Source organism: Paractinoplanes ovalisporus (genome assembly GCF_016834655.1).
In the GTDB taxonomy this organism is placed as follows: domain Bacteria; phylum Actinomycetota; class Actinomycetes; order Mycobacteriales; family Micromonosporaceae; genus Actinoplanes; species Actinoplanes ovalisporus.
In genome coordinates, this window is sequence record NZ_JAENHP010000018.1 from 199,344 (window position 1) to 223,341 (window position 23,998).

At 71.5% G+C, this 23,998-nt stretch carries 21 protein-coding genes and 1 pseudogene; 8 read left to right on the top strand and 14 right to left on the bottom strand.

Going from position 1 to position 23,998, the window contains the following annotated elements; all coding sequences use genetic code 11:
- Positions 1-51: 51 nt before the first annotated feature.
- Genes JIG36_RS37900 through JIG36_RS37915 form a run of 4 tightly spaced genes read right to left on the bottom strand, consistent with a single transcriptional unit; the run spans position 52 to position 5,428 of the window.
- On the bottom strand, positions 52-813 hold the full coding sequence (locus JIG36_RS37900) for a hypothetical protein (protein ID WP_203381259.1): 762 nt from the start codon (positions 811-813) through the stop codon (positions 52-54).
- Complete coding sequence (locus JIG36_RS37905; RefSeq protein WP_203381260.1) at positions 800-3,400, bottom strand: FtsK/SpoIIIE domain-containing protein; 2,601 nt, start codon at positions 3,398-3,400, stop codon at positions 800-802. The genes JIG36_RS37900 and JIG36_RS37905 overlap by 14 nt, the downstream gene beginning before the upstream one ends.
- Positions 3,401-3,457: 57 nt before the next feature.
- Positions 3,458-4,804 carry a hypothetical protein gene (locus tag JIG36_RS37910; protein WP_203381261.1) on the bottom strand — a complete coding sequence of 449 codons (1,347 nt, stop codon included), beginning with the start codon at positions 4,802-4,804 and terminating at the stop codon, positions 3,458-3,460.
- A 9-nt stretch (positions 4,805-4,813) separates the two neighbouring features.
- Positions 4,814-5,428 carry a DUF4126 domain-containing protein gene (locus JIG36_RS37915; RefSeq protein ID WP_203381262.1) on the bottom strand — a complete coding sequence of 205 codons (615 nt, stop codon included), beginning with the start codon at positions 5,426-5,428 and terminating at the stop codon, positions 4,814-4,816.
- A gap of 68 nt (positions 5,429-5,496) precedes the next feature.
- Between JIG36_RS37915 and nucS the strand changes: the two genes are divergently transcribed.
- On the top strand, positions 5,497-6,156 hold the full coding sequence (gene nucS, locus JIG36_RS37920; RefSeq protein ID WP_203381263.1) for an endonuclease NucS: 660 nt from the start codon (positions 5,497-5,499) through the stop codon (positions 6,154-6,156).
- 45 nt (positions 6,157-6,201) lie between these two features.
- Here nucS and JIG36_RS54695 read toward each other — a convergent pair.
- The 5 genes and pseudogenes from JIG36_RS54695 to JIG36_RS37945 all read right to left on the bottom strand — a co-directional run.
- Positions 6,202-6,369 (bottom strand): annotated as a pseudogene (locus JIG36_RS54695) (recombinase family protein); the annotation flags it as partial.
- Positions 6,366-6,617: a hypothetical protein gene (locus tag JIG36_RS37930; protein WP_203381264.1), complete on the bottom strand. Its 252-nt coding sequence runs from the start codon at positions 6,615-6,617 to the stop codon at positions 6,366-6,368. The gene JIG36_RS37930 and the pseudogene JIG36_RS54695, both read right to left, overlap by 4 nt.
- A 1,014-nt stretch (positions 6,618-7,631) precedes the next feature.
- The gene (locus tag JIG36_RS37935) at positions 7,632-9,125 is read right to left on the bottom strand and encodes a DUF6297 family protein (protein ID WP_203381265.1); all 1,494 of its coding nucleotides are present in this window, start codon (positions 9,123-9,125) and stop codon (positions 7,632-7,634) included.
- Positions 9,122-9,769, bottom strand: coding sequence for an ABC transporter ATP-binding protein (locus JIG36_RS37940; RefSeq protein WP_203381266.1), 648 nt, complete (start codon positions 9,767-9,769; stop codon positions 9,122-9,124). Before JIG36_RS37940 ends, JIG36_RS37935 begins: the two co-directional genes overlap by 4 nt.
- 31 nt (positions 9,770-9,800) lie before the next feature.
- Positions 9,801-11,291: an aldehyde dehydrogenase family protein gene (locus JIG36_RS37945; RefSeq protein WP_203381267.1), complete on the bottom strand. Its 1,491-nt coding sequence runs from the start codon at positions 11,289-11,291 to the stop codon at positions 9,801-9,803.
- Positions 11,292-11,464: 173 nt separating this feature from the next.
- Here JIG36_RS37945 and JIG36_RS37950 point away from each other — a divergent pair, with 173 nt between their 5' ends.
- Both JIG36_RS37950 and JIG36_RS37955 read left to right on the top strand, forming a co-directional pair.
- Positions 11,465-11,761 (top strand): Rv1322 family protein, encoded by a 297-nt coding sequence (locus tag JIG36_RS37950; RefSeq protein WP_203381296.1) that lies wholly within the window; start codon positions 11,465-11,467, stop codon positions 11,759-11,761.
- A 14-nt stretch (positions 11,762-11,775) separates the two neighbouring features.
- Positions 11,776-12,570 carry an alpha/beta hydrolase gene (locus JIG36_RS37955; protein WP_203381268.1) on the top strand — a complete coding sequence of 265 codons (795 nt, stop codon included), beginning with the start codon at positions 11,776-11,778 and terminating at the stop codon, positions 12,568-12,570.
- Between the two features lie 11 nt (positions 12,571-12,581).
- On the opposite strand, the gene JIG36_RS37960 is transcribed toward JIG36_RS37955, so the two are convergent.
- From JIG36_RS37960 to mce, 4 genes are all read right to left on the bottom strand, one after another.
- Positions 12,582-13,703 carry an AI-2E family transporter gene (locus JIG36_RS37960; RefSeq protein ID WP_203381269.1) on the bottom strand — a complete coding sequence of 374 codons (1,122 nt, stop codon included), beginning with the start codon at positions 13,701-13,703 and terminating at the stop codon, positions 12,582-12,584.
- 123 nt (positions 13,704-13,826) lie between these two features.
- Positions 13,827-15,308, bottom strand: a complete 1,482-nt coding sequence (locus JIG36_RS37965) for a Laminin subunit beta-1 (protein ID WP_203381270.1) — start codon at positions 15,306-15,308, stop codon at positions 13,827-13,829.
- A 235-nt stretch (positions 15,309-15,543) separates the two neighbouring features.
- Entirely contained in the window at positions 15,544-16,845 is a 1,302-nt protein-coding gene (locus tag JIG36_RS37970) for a DivIVA domain-containing protein (protein WP_203381271.1), read from the bottom strand.
- Between the two features lie 265 nt (positions 16,846-17,110).
- Positions 17,111-17,593: a methylmalonyl-CoA epimerase gene (gene mce, locus JIG36_RS37975; protein ID WP_203381272.1), complete on the bottom strand. Its 483-nt coding sequence runs from the start codon at positions 17,591-17,593 to the stop codon at positions 17,111-17,113.
- Positions 17,594-17,672: 79 nt separating this feature from the next.
- Here mce and JIG36_RS37980 point away from each other — a divergent pair, with 79 nt between their 5' ends.
- A complete protein-coding gene (locus JIG36_RS37980; RefSeq protein ID WP_203381273.1) occupies positions 17,673-18,857 on the top strand; it encodes an acetyl-CoA C-acetyltransferase in 1,185 nt (394 codons plus the stop codon).
- Positions 18,854-19,831, top strand: a complete 978-nt coding sequence (gene meaB, locus JIG36_RS37985) for a methylmalonyl Co-A mutase-associated GTPase MeaB (RefSeq protein WP_307873067.1) — start codon at positions 18,854-18,856, stop codon at positions 19,829-19,831. The genes JIG36_RS37980 and meaB overlap by 4 nt, the downstream gene beginning before the upstream one ends.
- 85 nt (positions 19,832-19,916) lie before the next feature.
- On the opposite strand, the gene JIG36_RS37990 is transcribed toward meaB, so the two are convergent.
- The gene (locus tag JIG36_RS37990) at positions 19,917-20,513 is read right to left on the bottom strand and encodes a PadR family transcriptional regulator (protein WP_307873068.1); all 597 of its coding nucleotides are present in this window, start codon (positions 20,511-20,513) and stop codon (positions 19,917-19,919) included.
- 53 nt (positions 20,514-20,566) lie between these two features.
- On the opposite strand from JIG36_RS37990, the gene JIG36_RS37995 reads away from it, so the two are divergent.
- The 3 genes from JIG36_RS37995 (at position 20,567) to JIG36_RS38005 (ending at position 23,833) form a co-directional block, all read left to right on the top strand.
- Entirely contained in the window at positions 20,567-21,853 is a 1,287-nt protein-coding gene (locus JIG36_RS37995; protein ID WP_203381274.1) for an FAD-dependent oxidoreductase, read from the top strand.
- 135 nt (positions 21,854-21,988) lie between these two features.
- Positions 21,989-22,456 carry a hypothetical protein gene (locus JIG36_RS38000; protein ID WP_203381275.1) on the top strand — a complete coding sequence of 156 codons (468 nt, stop codon included), beginning with the start codon at positions 21,989-21,991 and terminating at the stop codon, positions 22,454-22,456.
- Positions 22,457-23,386: 930 nt separating this feature from the next.
- The gene (locus JIG36_RS38005) at positions 23,387-23,833 is read left to right on the top strand and encodes a hypothetical protein (protein ID WP_203381276.1); all 447 of its coding nucleotides are present in this window, start codon (positions 23,387-23,389) and stop codon (positions 23,831-23,833) included.
- Positions 23,834-23,998: the final 165 nt, after the last annotated feature.

Below are 23,998 nucleotides of genomic sequence, written 5' to 3' on the forward strand. Positions count from 1 at the left end.
TCAACCATCCGAAGATCAGCACCCCCCACCGGACGACCCCGAGGAAGATGATCAGTGGGTGGAGGCGAACGCCAGCGACATCAGCGTTGCCGCCACCATGCCGCCCAGCAGCGTCAGGCCGATGCCGCCGATGTCGAGGCGCGCCTGCAACCGGCGATGCGCGATGAACGCCGCCACCGGCACCCCGGCCGACGGCGCCACCAGGAAAGCCAGCCACCCCAGGCCCCGGATCACCGCGCCGCCCCAGATCCCGGTGTCGCCGAAAGTCACCAGGCCTGACCCGACCAGCCCGGCCATCGCCGCGATCAGGGCGCCGAGCAACGGGAGCAGCGGCAACGACCAGCGCGGCAGCGAACGCCGGCCGGCCGGGCGGATCGTGTGGTCGATGCGTTCGGCGGCCCGGGCCAGCAGCGCCCGCGGGGACTGTCGCGGTGCCGGCGGGGTGTCCGAACCGGAGCCGGAGTCGGGGTTTCGGGGGAGCGCCACCCGCGGCAGCGCGTCCACGGGAGCCGGCTCGGGCATTTCGCCCAGGGCCCGTACGCGCACCCCGCGCGCCTGGCGCAACTGGTCCCACAACCGGGCCGCCTCGCGATCCACGTCGAGCACCTGGGCGGCCGCCGCGCCGGCCCAGCGGTCGGCCGACAGCGCGTCCCCCTCGGCCCGGGCCAGTTCGCCCGCGGCCTGGGCGGCGTTCTCCTGATAGGCGTTGTCGGCGTTGCCCAGCTCGTGGTCGCGGCGGCGGGTGGCCTCGGCCAGGGCGCTCACCATCAACTGGTAGTCCCGGCCGATCGGCTGGCGGTCACGTGTGGTCACTGTTCACCTCGTACGGGACGATGACTTCGGGTGTGCGGTGCACCGAGCGGTCGAAGAACAGGGCCCGCCGCGTGCGGGGATACCAGGCCGGGCCGCCGGGCTGGGGATAGAGCGGGGCCAGGTCGGCGCCCTGCACGTCGAGCGCGACCCATGCGCCGACCGGGTCGAGACGGGCCGCGGGGCCGCCCAGCGAGTCGCGCAGCCGGGCCACCGAGCGCCACCAGCCCAGCACGTGGGTGCGCTGCTCGGGGCCCTCGGTCAGCAGTTTGCGCAGCCGGGCCTGGTCGGCGCCGGCGTCCAGGGCGTAGCCGATCACGTAGTGCGGCACGTCGGAGCGGGCCGCTTCGGGTAGCGCGTCGCACCAGTCGGCCGACGGCAGTTCCGCGATCAGGCGGGCCGCGGGCCGGGCGGCGTCGGGGTCCAGGCAGACGATGCTGAAGTGGGCGGGACCCTGCGCGGCCAGCGAGAGCGCGGCCGCCGCGAGCACGTCACAGGCTTCGTCCGTACGGGTCCCGAGCACCGCCAGATTGCGGCCCGGCATGCGTCCGAGGCGGAGCCGGGCCGGTCGGGCCGCCACGTCGATGCGCTCGCCGAGCACCGCTCCGGGGGACGAACCGACGGGGGCGGCGGCGTCGGGGACGGGACCGGAGGGCCGGCAGCTCTCGGGCAGCAGCGGCACCGCGTCGCCGTCGAACAGGCGGGGCTCCTCGCAACCGTCGGGCCGGTCCCGCCACAGGCGTCGTTGCAGGCTGCGCCAGACCAGGCGGTCGCCGGCGTCGGGCAGTCGCACGATCTGGTTGGCGCCGGACGTGCCGGACTGGGCGTTCACGACGGCGTGGAAGCGGGGGATCACCGCGGCCGCCAGGTTGTCGTCGGCCAGGATGCGGCGGGCCTTGGGCAGGGCGATCCGCAGCGTGAACTGTCCGATCAGGCCGGAGCGGCCCCACAGCGCCTCGATGCCGCTGACGTCCTGGCTGGCCAGGATCAGGTGGATGCCCTGCGACCGGCCGCGCCGGGCCAGGTCCTCGAGCAGGGTCACGGCCTCGTCGGCGACCGCGTCCCGGCCGGCCAGCAGCACCTGGAACTCGTCGATCACGGCCACGATGCGGGGCCAGTGCCCGCCCGGGTCCTCTGCGCGCAGCTCGGCCAGTTTGGACGCGTCGACGCGTTTGGCCGCCTGCGCCCGCGTACGCAATTCCTCGCTGAGATGTCGAAGCATGGCCAGCCCGAACTCGCGGTCGCCGTTGACGTTGATGCCGGCCAGGCGCACCTGGGGCAGCCAGCCGGGGTCGCGCGGCCCGGGCACGAACCGGGCGAACGACACGCCCTCCTTGAAGTCGAGCAGGTAGAACGCGAGTTCCTCGGGGCCGTAGCGGGTCGACAGCGCGGCCAGCCAGGCGTACAGGAGGTTGGTCTTGCCCGAACCGGAGGGCCCGCCGATCAGCGCGTGCGGCGGGTCGTCGCCGAGCGGCACGTCGATCAGCGATCCGTCGGTGCTGTCGCCGATCGGGGCGACCAGCCCGTGCGCCGACGACTCGGCCCAGAACTCGCGCGGCTCCAGATCGGACAACCGGGCCGGAGGGGGGCCGGCCCGCAGCCGCTCTGCGGTGCTGCGGCAGAACGCGGCCACCCGGTCGGCGGGCGGCGGCGGATCGAGGCGGATCTCCAGGTCGCCGGTGATGTCGGCGGTGGCGGTCTGGTCGTGCACCTCCAGGCGGCGCACGGTCGGGTGCTCGGCCAGCTCGAGCCCGCGGACCAGCAGATGGACGCCGCACGCGACGCCGGTGCGCACGATCCGGTCGAGCTGGGCGCGCTGGGCGTTGGTCAGTTCCTCGGCGGTGGCCGCGTCGGCCAGCAGCACGATCACCCGCCACGGCTCGGCCCGCGCGCCGGGGGTGGCCGCGGTCAGCTCGGCCAGCGACTGGTATTCGCCGGCCAGCACCGTCTCGTTGACCCGGCAGATGTGCTCGACCAGCTCGTCCAGGGCCGGGCCGAGCGCGCCCGGACCCACGAACGAGATGCCGAGCGGGGCGAACGACGCCAGTGTGCCGCCGAGGTATTCGGGGTCGTAGACGGTGAGCTGGATGTCCCCCGGCCGGGTGGTGCCGAGCGCCCGCAGCAGCAGGCCGGTGATCACGCCGTCGGCGGTGGCGGCCGGCCCGTCGAGGTTGATGTGGGCCGCGTCCAGGAACGGCACCAGGGCCGGCAGCGCGGCCGTGTCGTCGAGGGTCAGCGTGCCGATCCGCAGCAGGCCGGGCCGGGTGCCGGGTTCGGGCTCGCTGGGGGCCCACATGCGCCAGGGCAGACCGGCCGCCCCGGTGGCGCTGCGTGCGGCGAGCTGGCGCACGTTGCCGGCCAGGCGGGACGACTCGAACTGGAAGCGGCGCTGGATGTCGCGGCGAGCGGCGTCGCGGGCCTCGGCGAGCTGGTTGAGACACGTCGAATACGCGTCCCGGACGAGCTGCTTGCGGTTCTGCGCCTCGCCCCGGGCCGACTCGGCCTCGGCCAGCACCGCACGGGCGGCCCCGCGCGCCTCGGCAAGTTCCTGCCGGACGGCGGCGACCAGCGCGTTGCGGTGGTTACCCACACGACCCCCCGAAATTCACGTTGGGGGATTTTACCCATTTTCGCCCAAAGCGCCGGATTATGTGCTGCGTGTCGGCGCGGTCCGGTGGCCGCGTTGCCGGGCCAGCAGGCGGGGGTCGGTGGCGATCAGCTCGTCCCACAGCCGGGCCGCCACCAGCGCGGCCGCCTCGTTGTGCCAGCGCCGCAGGGTGCCGCGCGGCACATAGCGGCGCATCCAGTCGACGGCCCGCCGGGTGTCTCGCTCCAGGCCGTCCGTGCGGAGCTTGCGCCCGTACGGGTTGAGCCCGAGCACGGTGCAGAAGAACAGCGCGTTGTAGTGCCGCCACTCGTCGGTCGTCTCGAACGGCCCCGACGGGCGCAGCCGTTCCACCTTGTCCTTGAGCAGCGCCCGCAACTCGACCGCGCGCTCCAGCGGCTGGTCGAGCGCCCGCCCGCTCAGCCGGCGGTCGACGGCGGGCAGGTCGGTCAGCGGGCTGCGCATCAGCCGGCCGAGGTCGCCGTAGTTGTCGAGCGCCTGCCGTGCGTACCGCAGAAAGTCGTCCTCGCCGGTGGACAGCAGATCGTGTCGTTCCCGGTGGCGGGGCAGCGCCTCGGCCAGCAGCAGCAGCGCCGACCGATCGCGTCGCAGCCGCTCGTCACCGCGGAACGCGAGCACGTCGAGCCCCCGGCTCACCGGCCCGATCAGCCCGGACACCGTCATCACGACCGCGACCACCAGGAACAGCAGGACCGTGACGGCCGTCCGGTCGACCGCGAGCAGGGTGACCGCGACCGGCCCGCCGACCAGCACGGTCATCACGACGGCGGCGGTCGCCGAGCGCAGCAGGTCGGGGCGCAGCCGTTCGCCGACGTCGAGCGCGTCCGACACCGCGATCAGGAACCCGAGCACGAGCAGGTCGAGGCCGATCGCGGCCAGCACCAGGCCGGGCGAGCCCAGGTCGACCGGCAGCAGCAGGGCGGCCAGGGCCAGTGCATAGAGGGCGGCGGCGACCGTGAGCGCGCCGGTGAGCCGGGGCGGTCGCACCTGGTCACGGAACCGCCAGAGCAGCACCAGCCCGCCGGCCAGCGGCGCGATCGCGACCAGCCGGACCACCGGGGGCAGCAGCACCAGCATCACCAGGAAGACGCCGGCCAGGATCATCCAGCCGAGGTCGATCTGGCGCCGCTCGGGCACCGACGAGGGCAGCAGCGCGACGGTCGCCCCCGCCCAGAGCAGGGCCGGAAGGCAGAGCAGCACCTGAGCCGCCGTGCCGTCCGGGTCGATCGTCCACAGTGCCACCCCGGCCGCGTACGTGAGCAGCGCGCCGGCCGCCCGCAGCGCCGCCGGCCGCATCGGGTCACGGCCGGCCAGATAGCAGGCAGCCCACCAGGTGAGGGCGAAGGCGGGTACGGCGAGCGCTGGCACGGCGAAGAGTCAACCACCCAGCCCGGGGGCGCCGGAAGCCGCGAGGATTTTCTTCCGGCGGCGCCGGCGCACCACCCAGACCCCCGCGAGGACCATCAGCAACAGTCCGAGCAGGACCAATACCGGCAGGAGGATGGCCAGAACGGACATCACGACGCTGCCGATGTCTTCCGCCGTGCTCGCCACGGGCGCGCCGAACCCGGCCGTAGTGGCGTTCACCACCGGACGGGAGGAGGCCTTCACCCCGTGCACGACCAGGGCGATGACCACGCCGGCGGCGATCGGCACCCACTGATGCGAGCCGAAGAACGACCCGGGGTCGCTGACCGTCACCGTCTCGGAGGACGAGCCGGCGCCGAACGCGAGGCCGCCCGCGGTCGGCCGCACCACCGTCTGCACCACGTCGTTCACGTGGTCGACCACCGGCACCTTGTCGGCCACCATCTCGATGACCAGCAACACCGCCAGGATCAGCAGGGTCCAGCCGTTGGACAGCCAGTCCCATCCGGTGGGCAGGTCGATCGTGTCGGTCCAGCGGGCCAGCAGGCCCATGATCATCAGGGGGATGTAGGCATTGAGACCGGCGGATGCGGCCAGGCCGGTGCCGGTCAGAGCTTCGAGCACGGATCCAGGATGACAAACGCACGCGAGCGGCGCCTGGTGAGCGCGGGGCGGTCCGGTACTGTCGTGCGGTGCGTCTGGTCATCGCGAAGTGCTCCGTCGACTACGTCGGCCGGTTGTCCGCCCACCTGCCCACGGCCACCCGGCTGCTGATGGTCAAGGCCGACGGCTCGGTCTCGATCCACGCCGACGACCGTGCCTACAAGCCTCTGAACTGGATGAGCCCACCCTGCAAGCTGCAGGAGGCGCCGGGCGTCTGGAAGGTCGTCAACAAGGCGGGCGAGGAGCTGCGGATCACCCTCGAGGAGATCTTCCAAGACACCTCGTACGAGTTGGGGGTCGATCCCGGCCTGGTCAAGGACGGTGTCGAGGCCCACCTCCAGGAGCTGCTGGCCGCCCTGCCCGAGACGTTCGGCGAGGGCTGGACGCTGGTGCGCCGCGAGTTCATGACCGCGATCGGCCCGGTCGACCTGCTCTGCAAGGACGCAAACGGCGGCTCGGTGGCGGTCGAGATCAAGCGTCGAGGCGAGATCGACGGCGTCGAGCAGCTGACGCGTTACCTCGAACTGATGAACCGCGACCCGCTGTTGGCCCCGGTGCAGGGCGTCTTCGCCGCCCAGGAGATCAAGCCGCAGGCCCGGGTGCTCGCCACCGACCGAGGCATCCGTTGCGTGGTCGTCGACTACGACAAGCTGCGCGGCATGGAACGCGACGAGCTCACCCTCTTTTGACGCCGGCGGCGGATCCGCGGAGGTCTCGCGCAGGTACCAGCAAGTGCGGACGAGCCGGGACAGATGCGACGGATACCAGCGGGGAGACCCGGCCGGCGTCGGAATCTGATCCTCGTTGAGAATCGCGCAGACCGTCCGGTAACTCGTTCCGACCTTCAAAAGAGCGGCGATTCGGCGCGCGATGCTTGCTGGGCATCGCGTCGGCCGGCTCATCGCTCACCCTCAGCGGTGTCCGAGCGGTCCGGCTGCCGTCCGGTCAGGCAGGTGAGCACTGCGAGGATCAGCTGAATGAGCTGGCGCTGTTGCGAACGGGCATGCCGGCCACGCTTACCGTCGCCGAGCCCGACAAGGGTCACCACAAGAAACGCGGCGCCGATGACGACGAGCAGAAAGGCGGCCGCCCAGATCAGCGGCGCCCACGACGATGTCTCAGCCGCCGCCGGTAGGGACAGAATGCGCACGGTTGACTCCCGAGGTGATGAGCGGGAGACCCAGTGCGCACCCGGGAACCCGCAGGCCGGCAACGTCGAGGTGTTGCCGGGCCGCACTCGGACCACGGGGGATGACAGGGGTGTGCGTTATCCGTCGGCGAGGTGCGACGGTCTCGGCTCGGCCCCGACGCGCCAGTCGGCGCTGGGCGCGTAACGAAAGAAGCCGGGCCAGAACACGGACAGCCAGGCAGAACACAACGGCGACCAGCGATCTGTGACCGGCGTGCCAAGGCTCGTCCGGAACGCCCGTGCTTTCACCGCTCAGGAGATGAGGGTCGGACGGCAAGCCGGACAGGACGATGGCTCCGAGGTCACAGTCCGCACAGATCAACGACGCCGGCAGAGATGGGTATGAACGTTTTGCGTTCGGGCCGGGCCGCACGACTGGTCGGAGCGATTCATGGTCGAGCTTGTTCTGCGGCTTCGGTGCGCAGGTAGACGGCGTTCTGACCGGACCGGCCTGGGTCTGCTCGGGACGGTGCCGCCACGTGCGATCGACCGGGTCCGGGCGCGCCAGGTCGGCACAGCAAGGCTGGGGCGGAGTCCAGTCCCACGTCGCGAGGTCTTCAGTCGATTGCCATTCGGGAACAGGGCGCTCGCCGTTACGTTTCTCGGGAAGCGCAAGCTTGATCTTGATCCGCGAGGCGCTCGAATACGCGATCAAGACAACGGGAGTCGCATCGTGCCGCTTCCAGCGGCGGACCTCGCGAGAGGACCACTCGCTCAGCAGCCGGTCCAGCATGGCGCGGGTCTTAGTGGGGGCGGACTCGTATGACTTGGCGGCCATGATCCATTCCCCCCGCCGCGGCCACAGGTCGTCCGGGTCACCGGGGGCGCAGGCGCTCGTGACGAGCCACTGGCAGCAGGTTTCACTGCTTTCGGGGCTCGGCCGCCATACGTCTGTTCCGGGCATGAGGGCACGTTAGCGCCTGCCGCACGGTGTTCCGGTAATCGAAATTTCGGCGGCGGTGGCGGCGGAAAAGCCTAGTTCGAGAGTTCCGTACGGTCGTCGCCCGTTGTGCCGGAGAGGTAGATGCGGGCGCCGGCCACGGCGATCACGGCCTGGACCAGCAGCATTGTCGGGGTCAGCTCGCCCCGGGCGATCGCTATCCAGGCCGGGATGCCCAGCAGCAGCAGGTCGGGGCCCATCACCGCGTTGACCAGCGGGCCGGTGGAGAGCGTGCCCATCGGGGTGTCCAGCGGCAGCAGTTCGTTGCGCACGAAGCCGACCCGGGCCCGGTGCACCGCCGCGGCCGCGCCGACCGGGCCGAGCGCGACGCCCAGCGCCCACCACGGGCCGGACGACAGGTCGCCCAGCAGGTCGAGCGCGGTCAGCGCCAGCGCCGCCCACAGGCCGGCCAGCACGCCGGGCACCCACAAGCGCTGCAGCACGGCGTCGCGCGACGACAGGCCGAGCATGCGCAGCAGCACCGGGTTGCCGGCGTCGGTCTTCACGTTGCCGGTGGCGGTCATCCCGGCGATCAGCAGGCCGAGCAGCACGGCCGCGCCCAGCACCCAGCCCGGCGCGCTGCCCAGCAGCAGCGGCAGCGCGGCCGCCAGCACCAGCCACAGCAGCCGGCTCCGGCGCCTCAGGGCCAGCAGCAGGTCCTGCGCGACCAGCACCGGGAGCCTCGGGAACAGGCGGGTCGACCGCAGGCGCCGCCGGGCCCAGTAGCGCCGCTCGATCATGTCGGTGAGGAAGGACGGCTCGATGCCGAACGCCGTGTCGAACAGCGTGCCGGCGGTGCGTGACGCCTCCAGGATGCGGTCACTCGGCGTGGCCGCCAGCCCCCGGACCACCAGGGCGAACGCGATCACGACGACCAGCGCGACCGCGCCCACGACCGGCAGCAGGGTCGACACCGGGGGCCACCGGTCGACGGCGGGCGCCCGGTCCAGCGTGGTCGCGGTGACCAGCCCGGCCAGCCCGGCCGCGAAGATCAGGCCGGCCAGCCGGTCGAGCATGTCGCCCCAGCCGCGGCCGGCCTGCGCGGCCGTCGCGATCAGCAGCAGCACCAGCCCGACCAGCGCGCCACCGGTGATTAGCAGCGCGACCTCGTCGCCGGCCTCGGCCCGCGGGGCGGCGTGACCGACGACGGCCAGGGTGGCGAGCCCGCCGATCACCGCGGCGACCAGGCCGGTCAGCCGCAGCGAGGGCAGCAGCAGGCGGCGCCGGCTCACCGGGGCCGGCAGCAGCCACGACGCGGCCGGACGGCTCAGCGCGAGCGGCCCGAACCGGCGCAGCGCGAGATAGAGCAACCCGTAACAGACCGCGGTCAGCGACCCGGCGGCGAGCGCCGAGGTGTCCGGCGCGGACGGCCAGAAGATCGCGGCGACCTGCCGGTGCAGCATCCCACCGATGATCGCGATGGTCAGGACGCCGATGTAGAGGCTGCTCAGCGTGGCCCCGCGTTCGCGGTGGGACGACTGGGTGCGGCTGATCCAGCGCCGGACGGGAGCGAGCGGGACGACCGTCATGGCGTGACCGAACTGATCGACTCCATGGTGGTGACGGCCGCGCCCGAGGCGGCCGCGAAGGCGTCGTCGTGGCTGGCCATCAGCAGCGAGCCGCCGCCGGCGACGTAATCGGCGAGCAGCCTCGCCACGTCGGCCCGGCCCTCCCGGTCGAGGCGCTGCTCGGGTTCGTCGAGGATCAGCAGCGAACTGGGCCGCAACAGCGCCACGGCGAGCACCAGCCGCTGCTTCTGACCCGAGGAGAGCTGCGGCGGGATCGCGTCGGCGTGCCCGCCCAGGCCGAACCGTTCGAGCGCCTCGTCGACGCCGGCCTCCTCCGGGTCCTGGCCGTGGGCGCGGCAGACCAGCTCGGCGTGCTCGCGCGCGGTCAGGCCGGGGTACCAGGTCGGGGGCTCGACCGTGGTGACCACGGCCCGCCAGAACTCGGGGGTGGCGCCCGGGTCGCCGCCGAACACCCGGATCGTGCCCTCGTCGGGCTGCTGCAGGCCGCTCACACAGCGCAGCAGGGTCGACTTGCCGATGCCGTTCTCGCCGGTGACGCAGATGCCACCGCCGACCGGCACGGTCAGCGAGACCCCCACCAGCACCGGTGTGGAGCCGTAACCGACATGCAGGCCGTCCACCTCGACCGCGGGATGATCCACCACTTCACGGACGCTAGCAGCCGGGGCCGAGGGCCTACTTCCGGCCGTACAGAATCCGCAGGGCCTTGACGATGGTGGCGACCTGGGCCGGCGTGCGTTCGAAGGTCATCGCGGGCAGCACCGAGGGGGCCCGGCGGACGGTGATGGATTTCGCCCGGGCGAACTCGCGGAGGCCGTCCTCGCCGTGGATGCGCCCGAAACCGGACTCGCCCACGCCGCCGAACGGCAGGTTGCCCATGCCGACGAAGGTGAGCGTGGAGTTGACCGCGACCATCCCGGAGCGCAGCCGGCGGGCGATGCGCAGCGCGTTCTTCTTGCCGAAAACGGCGCCACCCAGCCCGTACGGGGTGTCGTTGGCCTGCCGCACGGCCTCGTTCGCGTCGGCCACCTTGGTGATCGTCAGCGTGGGCCCGAAGGTCTCGTCGCGGATCTCGCTCGAGTCGGCCGGCACGTCGACCAGCACGGTGGGGGAGACGTACGGGGGTTGCACCGCCCCGGCCCCGCCCAGCACCGCCTGACCGCCCTTGGCGAGCGCGTCGTCGATGTGCTCGCGGATGATGTCGATCTGCCGGGGCATGGTGATCGGGCCGATCTCCTCGCCCGTGCGCAGCTGGCCCGCCTTCTCGACCACCGCGTCGACGAAGGCGTCGTAGATCGGGGCGACCGCGTAGACCCGTTCGATGCCGATGCAGGTCTGCCCGGCGTTGGTCATCGAGCCCCAGACCGCCGCCTCGGCCGCGGCCGCGATGTCGGCGTCGGCGTCGACGATCAACGCGTCCTTGCCACCGGCTTCGATCACCGCCGGTACGAGATTTTCCGCGCACGCGGCCAGCACCTTCTTGGCGGTGGTGGTCGAGCCGGTGAACGACATCTTGCCCACGCCCGAGCGGCAGAGCGCGGCGCCGACCTCGCCCAGGCCGTGCACCGCCTGCAGCACCGGCTGCTCGGGCACCACCTCGGCGAACGTGTCGACCAGCCACTGGCCGACGATCGGGGTGTATTCGCTCGGCTTGAAGACCACGGCGTTGCCCGCGGCCAGGGCGCCGCTGATCGGCCCGACCGGCGTGACGATGGGGTAGTTCCACGGGCCGATGACACCCACGACCCCGTACGGCTGATATTCCACGTGACCCGAGTGCTCGGCCAGCAGCAACCGGGTGCGCATTTTGCGTGGCCCGAGCACCCGCCGGGCGTTGCGGGCGGCCCAGTCCACGTGTTCGACCGCGGCCGTGGCCTCGACGATCGCGTCCGCGTTCGGCTTGCCGGTCTCGAGGCTGGTCAGTTCGGCCAGTTCTTCGACCCGCCGCACGATCAACGACCGCCAGCGCAGCAGCCGTTCCCGTCGGCCGTCGTAGCCGAGCGCCTGCCACCACCGCGCGGCCTCGGCGGCCCGCCGGACGGTCTCGTTCACGGCCTCGGCGTCGGCGACCGGAACCCGGCCGGCCTCCGCGCCCGAGGCGGGGTTGGTGGAGATCAGCACGCCGTCCTCGACGACCGGGATGCCGGGCACACGGGTAGCGGTCATGAACGCGAGTCTAATTCGCTTGTTACTGGCGAGTCATCAACTGATTTCGGGTCCGGGCCCTGATTTCGGTCCGGCCCCTTCACGTCCGGCTCCGCCGCGCCGGTGATCGGCCTCACCCGTACGCTTGTTATGTGAGCCCTCGCCGTAACCATCCCCGCCGCCGTGAGAGCGGGGTGACCCCGCCCGAACTGACCGACGAGCGGGTGCGTAAGGGTGTTGAGGGCGTCCAGCAGTGGCAGGACGGCGAGTGGATGGTCCGGTCGATCTTCGGCGGCGCGGCCGTGAAGACGTACCGGTGCCCCGGCTGCGTGCAGGAGATCCGCCCCGGCGTCGCCCACGTGGTGGCGTGGCCGGTCGACGGCAGCGGCGACCTGACCGACCGCCGCCACTGGCACACCGGCTGCTGGCGGGCCCGCGACCGGCGCGGCCCGGGTGTCGAGCGCTCACGCAACGCGCCGCGCTACGGATGACGGGATCCTGAACCATGAGCAACCCCATTCGCGCCAACTCGATCCTGCCCGCCCACCGGGAGGACATCGAGCTGGAGACCGCCGACGGCCTCACCCTGGTCGGTGAGCTGGCCCGTCCGCTCGACCGTGACCCGGTGGCCACGCTGGTCTGCCTGCACCCGCTGCCCACCCACGGCGGCATGATGGACAGCCACGTCTTCCGCAAGGCCGCGTGGCGGCTGCCCGCCCTGGCCGGCATCGCGGTGCTGCGCTTCAACTCGCGCGGCACGTCCAGCGTGCGCGGCACCAGCGAGGGCACCTTCTCGGCCGGGGTCGACGAGAAGTACGACGTGGCCGCCGCGATCGAGTACGCCGAGTTCGCCGACCTGCCGAACATCTGGCTGCTGGGCTGGTCGTTCGGCACCGACCTGACGCTCATGCACGGGCTCGACCCGGCCGTGACCGGCGCGGTCCTGCTCTCGCCGCCGCTGCGCTATTCGCAGCCCGAGCACCTGAAGGCGTGGGCGGCCGACGGCAAGCCGCTGACCGCGATCATCCCCGAGTTCGACGACTATCTGCGCCCGGCCGAGGCCGCCGAGCGGTTCGCGGCCGTGCCGCACGCCGAGGTGCTGCCGATCCCGGGCGGCAAGCACCTCTGGGTCGGCGACGCCGAGAAGGTGCTCGACGAGGTCGTGAAGCGGGTCGCCCCGGGCGTCGAGGTTCCGCTGCCCCGCACGTGGGACGGTCCGATGGAGACGGGCGACATGAACGCGTACGCCGACCGGACGACCTCGGCCTTCGCCGACGTGCCGATGCCCAAGGCCAACTAGGGCCTATCTGGTCAGCGGGCTTCCTGGCTCGGGATGACCACCTCGCGCATGATCAGCTGGATGGCGGCCACCATCGGGATCGCCACCAGCGCGCCCACCACGCCGAAGAGCGCAACCCCGAGCAGGGCGGCGACCACGGCCGCGACGTCGCTGACCTTCACCGAGCGGCGCATCACGTTCGGATAGATCAGGTAGTTCTCGACCTGCTGGTAGATGACGAAGAAGACGACGCAGACGATGCCGTCGGTCAGTGACGACGCGAACCCGACCAGGCTCACGACGATCGCGCCGAGCGTGGCGCCGATCTGCGGGATCAGGTCGGTGATGGCCACGACCACGGCCAGCGCGAACGGGTAGGCCAGGCCGAGGATCACGGCCAGCAGCCAGGTGCTGGCGCCGGCCAGGACGGCGATCGAGATCGCGCCGACCATGTAGGCGCCGACCTTGGTCAGGATCTCGTCGGTCAGGAGCCGTACGCGGACCCGCCGTGATGCCGGCACGAGGGAGTAGCCCGTCTCGCGGATGCGGTCGAACGAGGCCATGAAATAGATCGTCAGCACCAGCACGGTGAGCAGGTTGAAGATCGTCCCCGCGAGCATGCGGCCGACGCCCACCACACCGCCGACGGCGTTGCCGACCGTGCCCGCGTTGAGCGCGCTGGTCACCCGGTTGACGATGTCGTAACGCTGGACCAGCTCGTTGATCGTCTCGTTGCGCTGCAGGCTCTGGATGTATTCCGGCACGTTCTCGATCAGCTGGGTGGTCTGGCTGACCAGCGGCGGGATCAGCGCGACGATGCCGCCCGCGAGCAGCGCCACCACCGAGAGCGCCACGATCGCCACCGCGAACCCGCGGGGAACGCCCCAGCTGCGCAGGCGGACCACCGCGGGGTTGAGCCCGATCGCCAGGAACAGCGCGATGAAGATCAGCACGAGAATGCCGGCGGCGTTGCGCAGACCCAGGAAGATCCCGTACGCCAGCAGGATGCCCAGCCCGCCCAACAGGCCGATCATGAACGGGTTGCGGCGGTCGAGCGGCGGCCCGGGGCGGCCGAACCGACCGGCCAGGTGGTCTTCGGCGACCGGGTCGAGGCTCTCGTCGTCGGCCGGTTTGTCGTCGTCTTCGCTGGACACCCGGATCCTCCACACTGGTGGGAGAGCCGGAGTTCGCTCGCGCCGGCCGCACAGTTCCCGGCGGCGACGTTATCGCTGTGTGGCAAGGGGCGCCACCCACCGCCCCCGGCGGGTGGCGGGCCGCTACTCGGCGTCGACCCCGACGCGGGACGACGGTGGCACGGTGACCTTGGCCGAGGCGGTGACCTTGGCGGGCGTGGCGTGCTGACCGGTGGGCTTGTCGGCGGCGTGCTGACCGGCGGGCTTCTCGGCCGCGTGCTGACCCGTGGCCTTCTCGGCCGCGTGCTGACCGGTGGGCTTGTCGGCCGCGTGCGCCCCGACGGACTTTTCCTCCTCGGCGGCCGGGGCCTCCTCCTGCTCGTCGGAGGAGCCGGCGGCGGCGAGCACGGCGGCGGCGGCCAGCTCGGCCACCCGCTTCGCCTCTTTCTGCACCTGGCGGCGGACGTCGGCGGCGTGCCGCTCGGCGGCCTCCCCGGCCTGCTTGGCCTCGGACACCCGCTTCTGCTCGGACTCGAGCTCCTTGCGGACCTCGGCGAGCCGCTTGTGCACCTGGTCGGCCTCGTCGGACCCGGCCCGGGCCCGTTCCTGAGCCGTGGCCAGGTCACGCTCGGCGTCGGCGACCTTGGCCCGGGCGGTCTCGAGCTCGCGGCCGGCCTCGGCGATCTTCTCCTGCTGGGAGGCGATCTCGTTGCGGACCGCGGTGGCCTGGTCGTCGGAGCGGCGCAGGACCTCTTCGGCGTACTTGTCGGCCTCGCTGCGCAGGTCGGCGCACTGCTTCTCGGCGGCCGAACGCGTCTGGGCCAGTTCCTGGGTCAGGGTCTGGCGCTTCTGGGCCATCTCCTGCTCGAACGCCTGGCGCTGCTCGGCCGCGTCGCGGTCGGCGGTGCTGCGGTTGGCGGCGATCTCCTGCTGGGCCTTGTCGCGCAGCGCCTTGATCTCCTGCTCGGCCTGCATGCGCGTGGACTTCGCATAGCCGTCGGCCTCGGCCCGGGTGCGGTGGGCGGCCTGCGCCGCCTGGTCGGTGTGCTGCTGGGCCTCGGCCCGGGCCCGGGTCAGCACGTTTTCGGCCTCGCTGCGCATCTGCTCGGCGGACTGACGGGCGGCGGCCAGAGCCTTCTCGGAGGCGGCGCGCTTGGCCGCGTCGGCCCGCTCCTCCTCGGCCCGGCGGGCGGCCAGCGCGATCTCGAAGTCGCGGATGCCGTTGTGGGCGTGCGCCTCGGCCTCGGCCCGCACCCGCTCGGCCTCGGCCAGCCGGGCCGCGATGTCGTCGGTGGCCGACGCCTTGATCGCCTCGCCCTGCTCCTCGGCCAGCGTGAGGATCTGCTCGACGCGCGGGCCCAGGTGGCGGAAGGAGATCTCGGGGCCGATGCCGTTCTGCTTGCGGGCCTGAACGATCTCCTGCTGGAGGCGCTCGATCTGCGCGTTCATGGCCTGCATCTGCGAGTACGCCTGCTCGCGCTCGGCAGCCAGCGCGGCGATCTCGTTCTCGGCCCGGGTGACGTAGCGCTCGACCTGCTTCTTCTCATAGCCCCGCAGAGCGATGTCGAAGCTGGGTTCGGTGGCCGCGTCTCCGCCGAGACCAAGAATTTCTCCGCCGTGCGACATGCTTCCCATCCTCACACACGCAACGTCCGCCCTCGGGGGGATACACACCGTCCCGGGGGGAGTATGCGTCTAGTTGTGATTTGTCTGACCCGATGTGCCAAAGCGCAAACGATCGAGGCCGTACCGGAGAAACTCCGATACGGCCCGCATCGATGTGTCGAAGATGACTACCGGGCGCCCCATACGGTTGCGCACCCCGAGGGGTCTTGCAACCGGAGAGCTTCCGGGAGACGAATCAGGAGTTCGTCTTCGCGCCCACCGGCTTCTCGGGCTCGGCCGCGGGCTTCGGGGCCTCGTTGGCCCGCTGAGCAGGCGCGGCCTCGGCCGCCTTGGCGACCACCTCGGCGGCCTTGGCCGGACCGACTCCGGGAACCAGACCGGACAGGCCGGAGAGCATCTGGCCCAGCTGGTTGGTGACCGCGTCCTTCTGGCGGGTCAGGTCTTCCACCTCGCGCTTGGCGGCCTGGGTGGTGAGCTCGGCCTCGGTGCGGGCCTCGCTGAGCAGGCGCTGCGCCTCGGAACGGGCCTCGCTGACGTTCTTCTCGGCTAGGGCGCGCGCCTTGTCGGTGGTCTCGGCGGCGTTGCGCTCCGACTCGATGCGGCGCTGCTCGGCGCGCTGCGAGATCTCCTTGGAACGGTCTTCGGCGGCGCGGGCGCGCTCCTCGGCCTCGGCCACCATCTTCTGGGTGGCGCTGACCTGGGCGGCGTGGCGCTGCGATTCCTCGCGCTCGGCCTTCTCGCGACGCTCGGCGATCTCGAGCGCGAGCGACTGGAGGTCTTTGTCGCGCTTGTCACGCGCGTCGGTCAGCAGCTTGGTCGCCTCGGCCCGCTTCTCCTCGGCCTCGCGCGACGCCTTGGCCCGCTGCTGGGTGATCTCACGCTCGGCGGTGGCGCGCAGCGACGCCACCTCGCGCTCGACCGTCGACTTGAGCTCGGCCACCTCGTGCGCGGTGACCGTGCGCAGCTGCTTGGTCTCGCGGTCGGCGTCGGAGCGCAGCGTGTCGGCCTCGCGGCGGGCCTGCACCCGGGCCTCGGCCGCCTCGCGCTCGGCGTGGGTGCGCACCTGGCCGGCCTCGCGCTCGGCGGTGGCCTTCATCGCGGCCGCCTCGGCGCGCGCCTTGTCGGTGATCTCCCGTGCCTCGAGGCGGGCGGCGGAGAGGATGCCCTCGGACTCTCGCTTCGCCTCGCTCCGGTGGTCGTTCGCCTGTTCCTCGGCCAGCCGCAGGATCTGCTCGACCCGGGTGCCCAGCCCGGAGAGCGTCGGCCGGTTGTTCTCCTCCAGCAGCTTGTTGCTGTCGGCGAGCTTCTGCTCCACCGCGTTGAGCCGCTGCTCGGCCTGGCGCAGCCGGCGCTGCGCGTCGTTCATCCGCTGCTCGGCCTCACCGCGGGCCTGCTCGGACTGGTTGAGCGCGGCGACCAGGCGCCCGAGGTGGGCGTCGACCTGCCCGCGGTCATATCCACGCAGTACAACAGTGAAGTCGTGCTGGGAGTTCGCGGTGTCGAAGAATGCCAGATTCTGATCCTGCTGCTGGGGCATTGGGCCATCCTGGCGAAGACGCACGAGCCACGCAAGAGCGGAACGGCTACGGAAAAGACACGTAGATCAGCTTTGAGCTGGCCCGCAACCCGCGGCTCCGCCGTTCGGCCGGTGGACGTCACCCGGGCGGTTGCCCGGGTTCGCCACGGTGTCACCTGCTGTATCCGGGGTTCCGGTGATGATCGTCTCGGCGGAGCCGGACTCGCCGCCCGCTATGTCCCGAGATCCTGCCAGGCCTCCGACTCCACGTCAGGATGATTCATCCTTAAGGCGTACGAACTCCGGCAGGCTCCACCAACTCCACCAGAACGCCCCCGGCGTCCTTGGGGTGCACGAAGTTGATCCGTGAGCCGGCCGTGCCGCGGCGCGGGGTGTCGTAGAGCAGGCGCAGCCCACGGGCGCGCAGTGCGGCCGAGGCGGCCTCGACGTCGGGCACCGTGTAGGCCAGCTGCTGCAGGCCGGGGCCGCTGCGGTCGAGGAACTTGGCGATCGCCGAGTCGGGCCGGGCCGGGGCGAGCAACTGGAGGCGGGGGCCGTCGCCGTCGCCGACCGCGAGCATCGCTTCCCGGACGCCTTGCTCCTCGTTGGTCTCTTCGTGCACACAGTGCATGCCGAACGTCTCGGCGTAGAACCGCACGGCGTCGTCCAGGTCGGGCACGGCGATGCCGACGTGATCAATCCGCAGGAGCGTCACCTCGCCAAATGTGACATTCTCGGGTCCGGCGGCACTAGGTCGGGTCTCGGTCATACTTATAGTCTTACCTAAACGGCCGTTAAGGCCACGGAGGAGTCCCCCCTTCGTCCCGGCGGCAGATCGGAAAGAAGACGTGACCAGCTCGGTGATTGTGAGCGGCGCCCGGACCCCGATGGGCCGCCTGCTCGGCAACCTGAAGAACGTGCAGGCCACGACCCTGGGCGGCTATGCCATCGAGGCTGCTCTCTCCCGGGGCGGGGTGCGGCCCGACCAGGTGCAGTACGTCATCATGGGCCAGGTGCTGCAGGCCGGTGCGGGTCAGATCACGGCCCGCCAGGCCGCCGTCGCCGCGGGCATTCCGATGAGCACACCTGCCCTCACGGTCAACAAGGTGTGCCTCTCCGGCCTCGACGCGATCGCCCTGGCCGACCAGCTCATCCGGGCCGGTGAGTTCGACATCGTGGTGGCCGGCGGCATGGAGTCGATGACCAACGCGCCCCACCTGCTGATGACCCAGCGGCAGGGCGTCAAGTTCGGCGACGTGCTGGTGCGTGACCACACCGCGTACGACGGTCTGATCGACCCGTGGGACGGCACCTCGATGGGCGAGTCCACCGAGCGCAGCGGCGTGGCCCTGGGCATCACCCGCGCCGAACAGGACTCGTTCGCCGCGTCCAGCCACCGGCGGGCCGCCGCCGCCCAGCGGGAGGGCCGTTTCGCCGAAGAGATCGTGCCGGTCCGGGCGGGACAGCGGGAGGACGACCCGATCGTCGACACCGACGAGGGCGTGCGCCCCGACGCCAGCCAGGAATCGCTGTCCAAGCTGCGGCCGGCCTTCACCCCCGGCGGCACGATCACCGCCGGCAGCTCGTCGCCGATCTCGGACGGCGCGGCCGCGGTCGTGGTGATGAACAAGGCCAAGGCCGAGGCGCTGGGGCTGCGCTGGCTGGCCGAGATCACCGCCCACGGCAACGTCGCCGGGCCCGACAACTCGCTGCAGTCGCAGCCGGCCAACGCCATCAAGCACGCGCTCGACAAGTGCGGGCTGACCGTCGACGACCTCGATCTGATCGAGATGAACGAGGCGTTCGCCCAGGTCGTGATCCAGTCGACGCGCGAGCTCAAGGTCGACGAGGACATCGTCAACGTGAACGGCGGGGCGATCGCGCTGGGCCACCCGATCGGCATGTCCGGGGCGCGGCTGGTGCTGACGCTGGCGCTCGAGCTGCGGCGCCGGGGCGGTGTCTATGGCGCGGCGGGCCTGTGCGGTGGCGGCGGCCAGGGCGACGCGCTGATCATCAAGGCCGCCCAGGCGTGAGCAGTCGCACCGGGCGCGGTGTGCGACCCCGGCCCGACGTCGCGGCGCTGGTTGCGAAGGCGCGGGACGGTGACGTGCGGTCGGTGGCCCGGCTGATCAGCCTGGTCGAGAACGGCGACCCGGCGCTGCCCGAGGTGGCCGCGGCCCTCGCCCCGTACGCGGGAACCGCTCTGGTCATCGGTCTCACCGGCTCACCCGGCGTGGGCAAGTCGACCACCACCAACGAGATCGTGCGGGTGCTGCGGGCCCAGGGCAAGCGGGTCGGTGTGCTCGCGGTCGACCCGTCGAGCCCGTTCTCGGGCGGGGCGATCCTCGGCGACCGCATCCGCATGCAGGACCACACCACCGACCCCGGCGTCTACATCCGTTCGATGTCGAGCCGCGGACAGCTGGGCGGGCTGGCGGCGGCGACACCCCAGGCCGTACGCGTTCTGGAGGGCGCCGGCTGCGAGGTGATCCTGGTCGAGACCGTCGGGGTGGGCCAGGCCGAGGTCGAGATCGCCTCGCTCGCCGACACGACGCTGGTGCTGCTCGCGCCGGGCATGGGCGACGCGATCCAGGCGGTCAAGGCGGGCGTGCTCGAGGTGGCCGACGTCTTCGTGATCAACAAGGCCGACCGGCCCGGCGCCGACGCCACCTACCGCGACATCCAGGGCATGCTCGGGCTCGGCGAGCGCGCTCCCGGCGAGTGGCGTCCGCTGGTCGTGCGGGCCACGGCGGTCAAGGCCGAGGGCATCGACGACGTGGTGGCGGCGGTCGGCAAACACCAGGAGTGGCTTTCCCGTACGGGCAATCTGGTGACGAGCCGTGAGCGCCGGGCCGCCGTCGAGGTCGAGGCGATCGCGCTCGGCGTGCTGCGGGCCCGCATCGGCGACCTGCGTCAGGGCACCGCGCTGGGCACACTCGCGGCCGCGGTGGCGGGCGGGGAGATCGATCCTTATGCGGCCGCCGACGAGTTGATCAAAGGCCTCTAGCTCTTCTCGCTTTTCTCGTCGCTTTCTTGCCCCGCCTCTGCTTTTTCTCGCCCTGCCTCGCCGCCTTTGCTCGCCCCTGCCTCGTTCAGCCGAACTCCTCCAGCGTGGTCGCGATCAGCTCGCGGTCCCAGGTCAGCGTGCCCGCGTCGAGGTCGGCCACCACGCCCCGCAGCCAGGCGATCTCGGCCGTGAGCATGGCCGCCCGGTATTCGTCCTCGATCAGGAACAGGCGGGGCAGGCCGGGCGGTGCGGCCTCGCGGATCGCGGCCACCCTCGTCGCCTGGGCCTCGGCGCGCTGCGCGAGCAGATCCCGTACGAGGGAAGGGGTCATCGCGGCGATGAAGGCGAGCGCGGCCGGGAACTCGGGGAACTCCCGGGCCGGGGTGGGCAACGCGGCCGCGAGCCAGCGCTTCATCGTGGCGTCGCCCTCGTCGGTGATCTCGTAGACCGTGCGTTCGGGGCGGCCGGCCTCGCGGGTCGTGCTCGCCGCCCGGGCCAGTCCGTCGCGCACCAGACGGTCGAGGGCCTGGTAGACGCTGTTGCGCTGGGCCACGTTGACCAGCTGGTCCTGGCCCCGCTCCTTGATCATCTGCTGCATCCGGTACGGGTGCATGGGCGCCTCCATGAGCAGCGCCAGCAGCAGCATGCCCAGCGTCGAGCGCCGCGGTTCGGAGGTTGCCACCGATCAAGCCTAAGGGGTTGACGGCTCTTAGTCATGAGATGGATAGTCATCCTATGACTAAGCCACGCGTGATCATCGCCGGCGGAGGCATCGCCGGAACCGTCGCCGCGCTCGCCCTCGACCGGGCCGGCTGGGCACCCCGCGTCTACGAGGCCCGAGCGGCCGCGGCCGACGAACGGGGTGCGTTCCTCACCGTCGCCGTCAACGGGCTGGCCGCCCTGCGCGCGCTCGACCTCGACCCGGCCGTCGTGCTGGCGGCCGGGTTCGCCACACCGACGCTGACCATGACCAACGGCGCCGGCCGCAAGCTCGGGGTGCTGCCGCTGGGCGGGCCCACCGCCGACGGCACGACAACCACGACCATCCGGCGGGCCGACCTCTACTCGGCGTTGCGGCAGGCCGCCGCGGCGAGAGGCATTCCCATCGCGTACGGGAAAGGGCTGCGCGACTTCACCGAGGGGCCGGACGGGGTGTCGGTGACGTTCGCCGACGGGACGGTCTCGGAGGGCGAGCTGCTGGTCGGGGCGGACGGGATCAGATCGCGTACGCGGGAACTGCTCGACCCCGGCGGCCCGGCCCCCTCCTACCTGGGGTTGCTGAACGCGGGCGGGTTCACGCCAGGCCCCGTCGAAGGGGTCGACGCGTCGGTGCCCGGCATGGTTCACATGGCGTTCGGGCGGCGGGCGTTCTTCGGTTGGACCTCGGCGCCCGACGGCTCGGTGTGGTGGTTCGCCAACCCGCCTCGCAAGCAGCCCGTACGGCCCGGTGACTACACGCCCGAGTCCTGGCGGGCGCATCTGGTCGAGCTCTTCTCGGGCGACGCATTCCCGGCGGCGGCCATCATCCGGGCCACGCCCGAGGTGCTGGGTCCGTGGAACACCGACGACCTCCGGCGCGTACGGGTGTGGCGCACGCGGCGGGCCGTGCTGATCGGCGACGCGGCTCATGCGGTGGCGCCTTCGTCGGGTCAGGGGGCGTCAATGGCTCTCGAGGACGCTGTGACGTTGGGGCTCTGCCTGCCCGCTTCCGCCGCCACCTCTGGTTCCTCGGGTTTCTCCGCCGCCGCCTCCTCTGGGCCCTCCGCCGCTTCTGGTTTCGCCGCCTCCTCCCTCTCCCTCTCTTACCCGGCTTTGTCCGTCGCGGACGGGCTCGCGGAGTACGAGCGGCGCCGGCGTCGGCGGGTGGAGCGGGTAGTGGCGGTCGGCCGGCGCAACGGCAGCGGGAAGACGGCCGGCCCGGTCGGGGCGGTCATCCGGGACGCGATGTTCCCGCTCGTGATGAAGCTCGTCCATCGCAAGGGCGACCCGCAGGCGTGGATCTACGACCACCGCGTGGCTTGAGTGTTTTTCGGTCACACTTAGTGAGACTTCGGATGACCGCCCACACCCTCCGTTGACCCGATCGGCAACCCCTTGGCAACGCCCTAAGCTGGGACTACGCCAGTTTTGTGAATCGTCGCGAGAGGAGGGGGCGTCATGGTCAACCCGGTCACGTTCCCCCGGGCGGTCGGTACGACGGCCACCTATCTTCACCCTCTGTTGCAGTCGACGGTGCTGCAGTCAACGGTCCTCGCCTCCGCGGCGAAGCCCACCGAGAGCGTCACGCCGGTGCCCCAGCCCGCCGTGCCCGCCGTCGCCCCGGTGCAGCCGACCGCCGCCTACGCCGAGAGCCTGGCCCGCGACGCCGCCACCGCAGTGCGCACGGCCACGATGACCGCCAAGACCTCCCGGCGCAGCAACGAGGAGACGGCGGTCGACGACCCGTTCGCCGAGCTGGCCCGCCAGGCCACCCTCGACCGCGCGTCGACCCAGGTCGGCATGCTGCTGACCCGTGCCGCAGCCGAGCGCCGGGTCGCCGTCACGTCGGGTCTGCCGGCCGCGCGGCTGGCCCAGATCGACACCACTACTTCGCGCCTGTACCACGCCCTGGACGTCCTCGTCTGAGGTCGTTCCGCCGCGCCTGACGCCCACGCCGTGTCCTGTCACGGCGTGGGCGTCTTCTGTTGAGGGCTGGCCTTCCTTCGTGCAGGGCGTAGTTCTACGGAGGCGGTATCCGAAGTCGAGTTCGCTGCGCGAGGTGTGATGGCGGCGGTCTGCCAGGCGTGGGGCGTCGTGGTTGCGGGTGGCTGCCGCCCTGGCTGCTGGGTGGGTGGTTGCGCGGCTTGCCAGGCGCGCGGCGTCGTGGCTGGGCTGGGTGCCGCCGCTTGCGGTGGGGTGGTGGCTGGGCGGCTTGCCAGGCGTGGGGCGTCGTGGTTGCGGTGGCTGCCGCTCTGACTGCTGGGTGGGTGGTTGCGCGGCTTGCCAGGCGCGGGGCGTCGTGGCTGGGCTGGGTGCCGCCCTCGCTGCTGGGTGGGTGGCTGGGCGGCTTGCCAGGCGCGGGGCGTCGTGGCTGGGCTGGGTGCCGCCGCTCGGGCTTTGAGCGTGGCCGGGCGAGTTTGGCGAGCAACGAATGTGGCCTGGCTGGGCGTTGCCACCTCGGCTGGTGGGCGAGTGTTTCTTTCGGGGCGTGAATTGTTGCCAATCGACGATCGGTGGGATTTGTTTCTCGGCCTGGTCGATTTTCCTGGCGGGGTGAATTGTGGCGGAGCTTACTTTTCTGTCGTGGTGAATGGTAATTTTCTCTGAAGGCTCAGGCGCTCGAGACTCTGTCGGTGTCGGTGTCGGTGTCGGTGTCGGTGTCGGTGTCGGTGTCGGTGTCGGTGTCGGTGTCGGTGTCGGCCGCGTGGATGCGGCGCGGGTGGCGAGGGGCTGCTCTTTGGGTGATGCTGCGGGGTTCTGCTTCGGCTCCGCTGGGTGCCTGGACGAGTCGGCGTTCGGCGCGCTGCTAACACGCGAGCTGTCTGCTGGTTTTGCTTTCTGCTGTTCAACGGGCTGATGGCGCTCTCGCTCTTCGCGCTCGAATTGTTCCCGCTCCCGTTCTCGCTGGATCTGACGCAGGCGCAGCGCGTGACGTTGGGCCAGCCCCCACGCTCGGTGCCTCGCATGCTCGCGGCGAAACTCCTCACCCTCCGGGGAGTAGTTGCGGCGCTTGGTCCGGTCGCGCATCTTGGCGAGTTGGGAAGCGTTGAACAATTGCATCTGGCCCATGCCCAATTATCCCGCGCCCAGGCGAAAGAATGGCAATTCGATCATGCCAAAATAGATCCGCCGATATTCCTTAGGCGTTCTGGAAATGCTTCAGATCTGCAAATCATTACCGCAAGCCAAAATCGATGGCAGAGCGCCACGCGCCGAGCTGACGGGGTGGCAGTCACCGCAACCACGACGCCGCGCGCCTGGCAAGCCGCGCAACCAGGTACGGACCGTGAGGGGCGGCAGTGACCGTGACCACGACGCCGCGCGCCTGGCAAGCCGCGCACCCAGGTACGGACCGTGAGGGGCGGCAGTGACCGTGGCCACGACGCCGCGCGCCTGGCAAGCCGCGCAACCAGGTACGGACCGTGAGGGGCGGCAGTGACCGTGGCCACGACGCCGCGCGCCTGGCAA

Excerpts from the sequence above, each read along its gene's own strand:
- JIG36_RS37935 (WP_203381265.1), bottom strand. The coding sequence starts at position 9,125 with ATGACGGTCGTCCCGCTCGCTCCCGTCCGGCGCTGGATCAGCCGCACC.
- JIG36_RS37945 (WP_203381267.1), bottom strand. The coding sequence starts at position 11,291 with ATGACCGCTACCCGTGTGCCCGGCATCCCGGTCGTCGAGGACGGCGTG.
- JIG36_RS37955 (WP_203381268.1), top strand. The coding sequence starts at position 11,776 with ATGAGCAACCCCATTCGCGCCAACTCGATCCTGCCCGCCCACCGGGAG.
- JIG36_RS37965 (WP_203381270.1), bottom strand. The coding sequence starts at position 15,308 with ATGTCGCACGGCGGAGAAATTCTTGGTCTCGGCGGAGACGCGGCCACC.
- JIG36_RS37970 (WP_203381271.1), bottom strand. The coding sequence starts at position 16,845 with ATGCCCCAGCAGCAGGATCAGAATCTGGCATTCTTCGACACCGCGAAC.
- mce (WP_203381272.1), bottom strand. The coding sequence starts at position 17,593 with ATGACCGAGACCCGACCTAGTGCCGCCGGACCCGAGAATGTCACATTT.
- JIG36_RS37995 (WP_203381274.1), top strand. The coding sequence starts at position 20,567 with ATGACTAAGCCACGCGTGATCATCGCCGGCGGAGGCATCGCCGGAACC.
- JIG36_RS38000 (WP_203381275.1), top strand. The coding sequence starts at position 21,989 with ATGGTCAACCCGGTCACGTTCCCCCGGGCGGTCGGTACGACGGCCACC.
- JIG36_RS38005 (WP_203381276.1), top strand. The coding sequence starts at position 23,387 with ATGGCGCTCTCGCTCTTCGCGCTCGAATTGTTCCCGCTCCCGTTCTCG.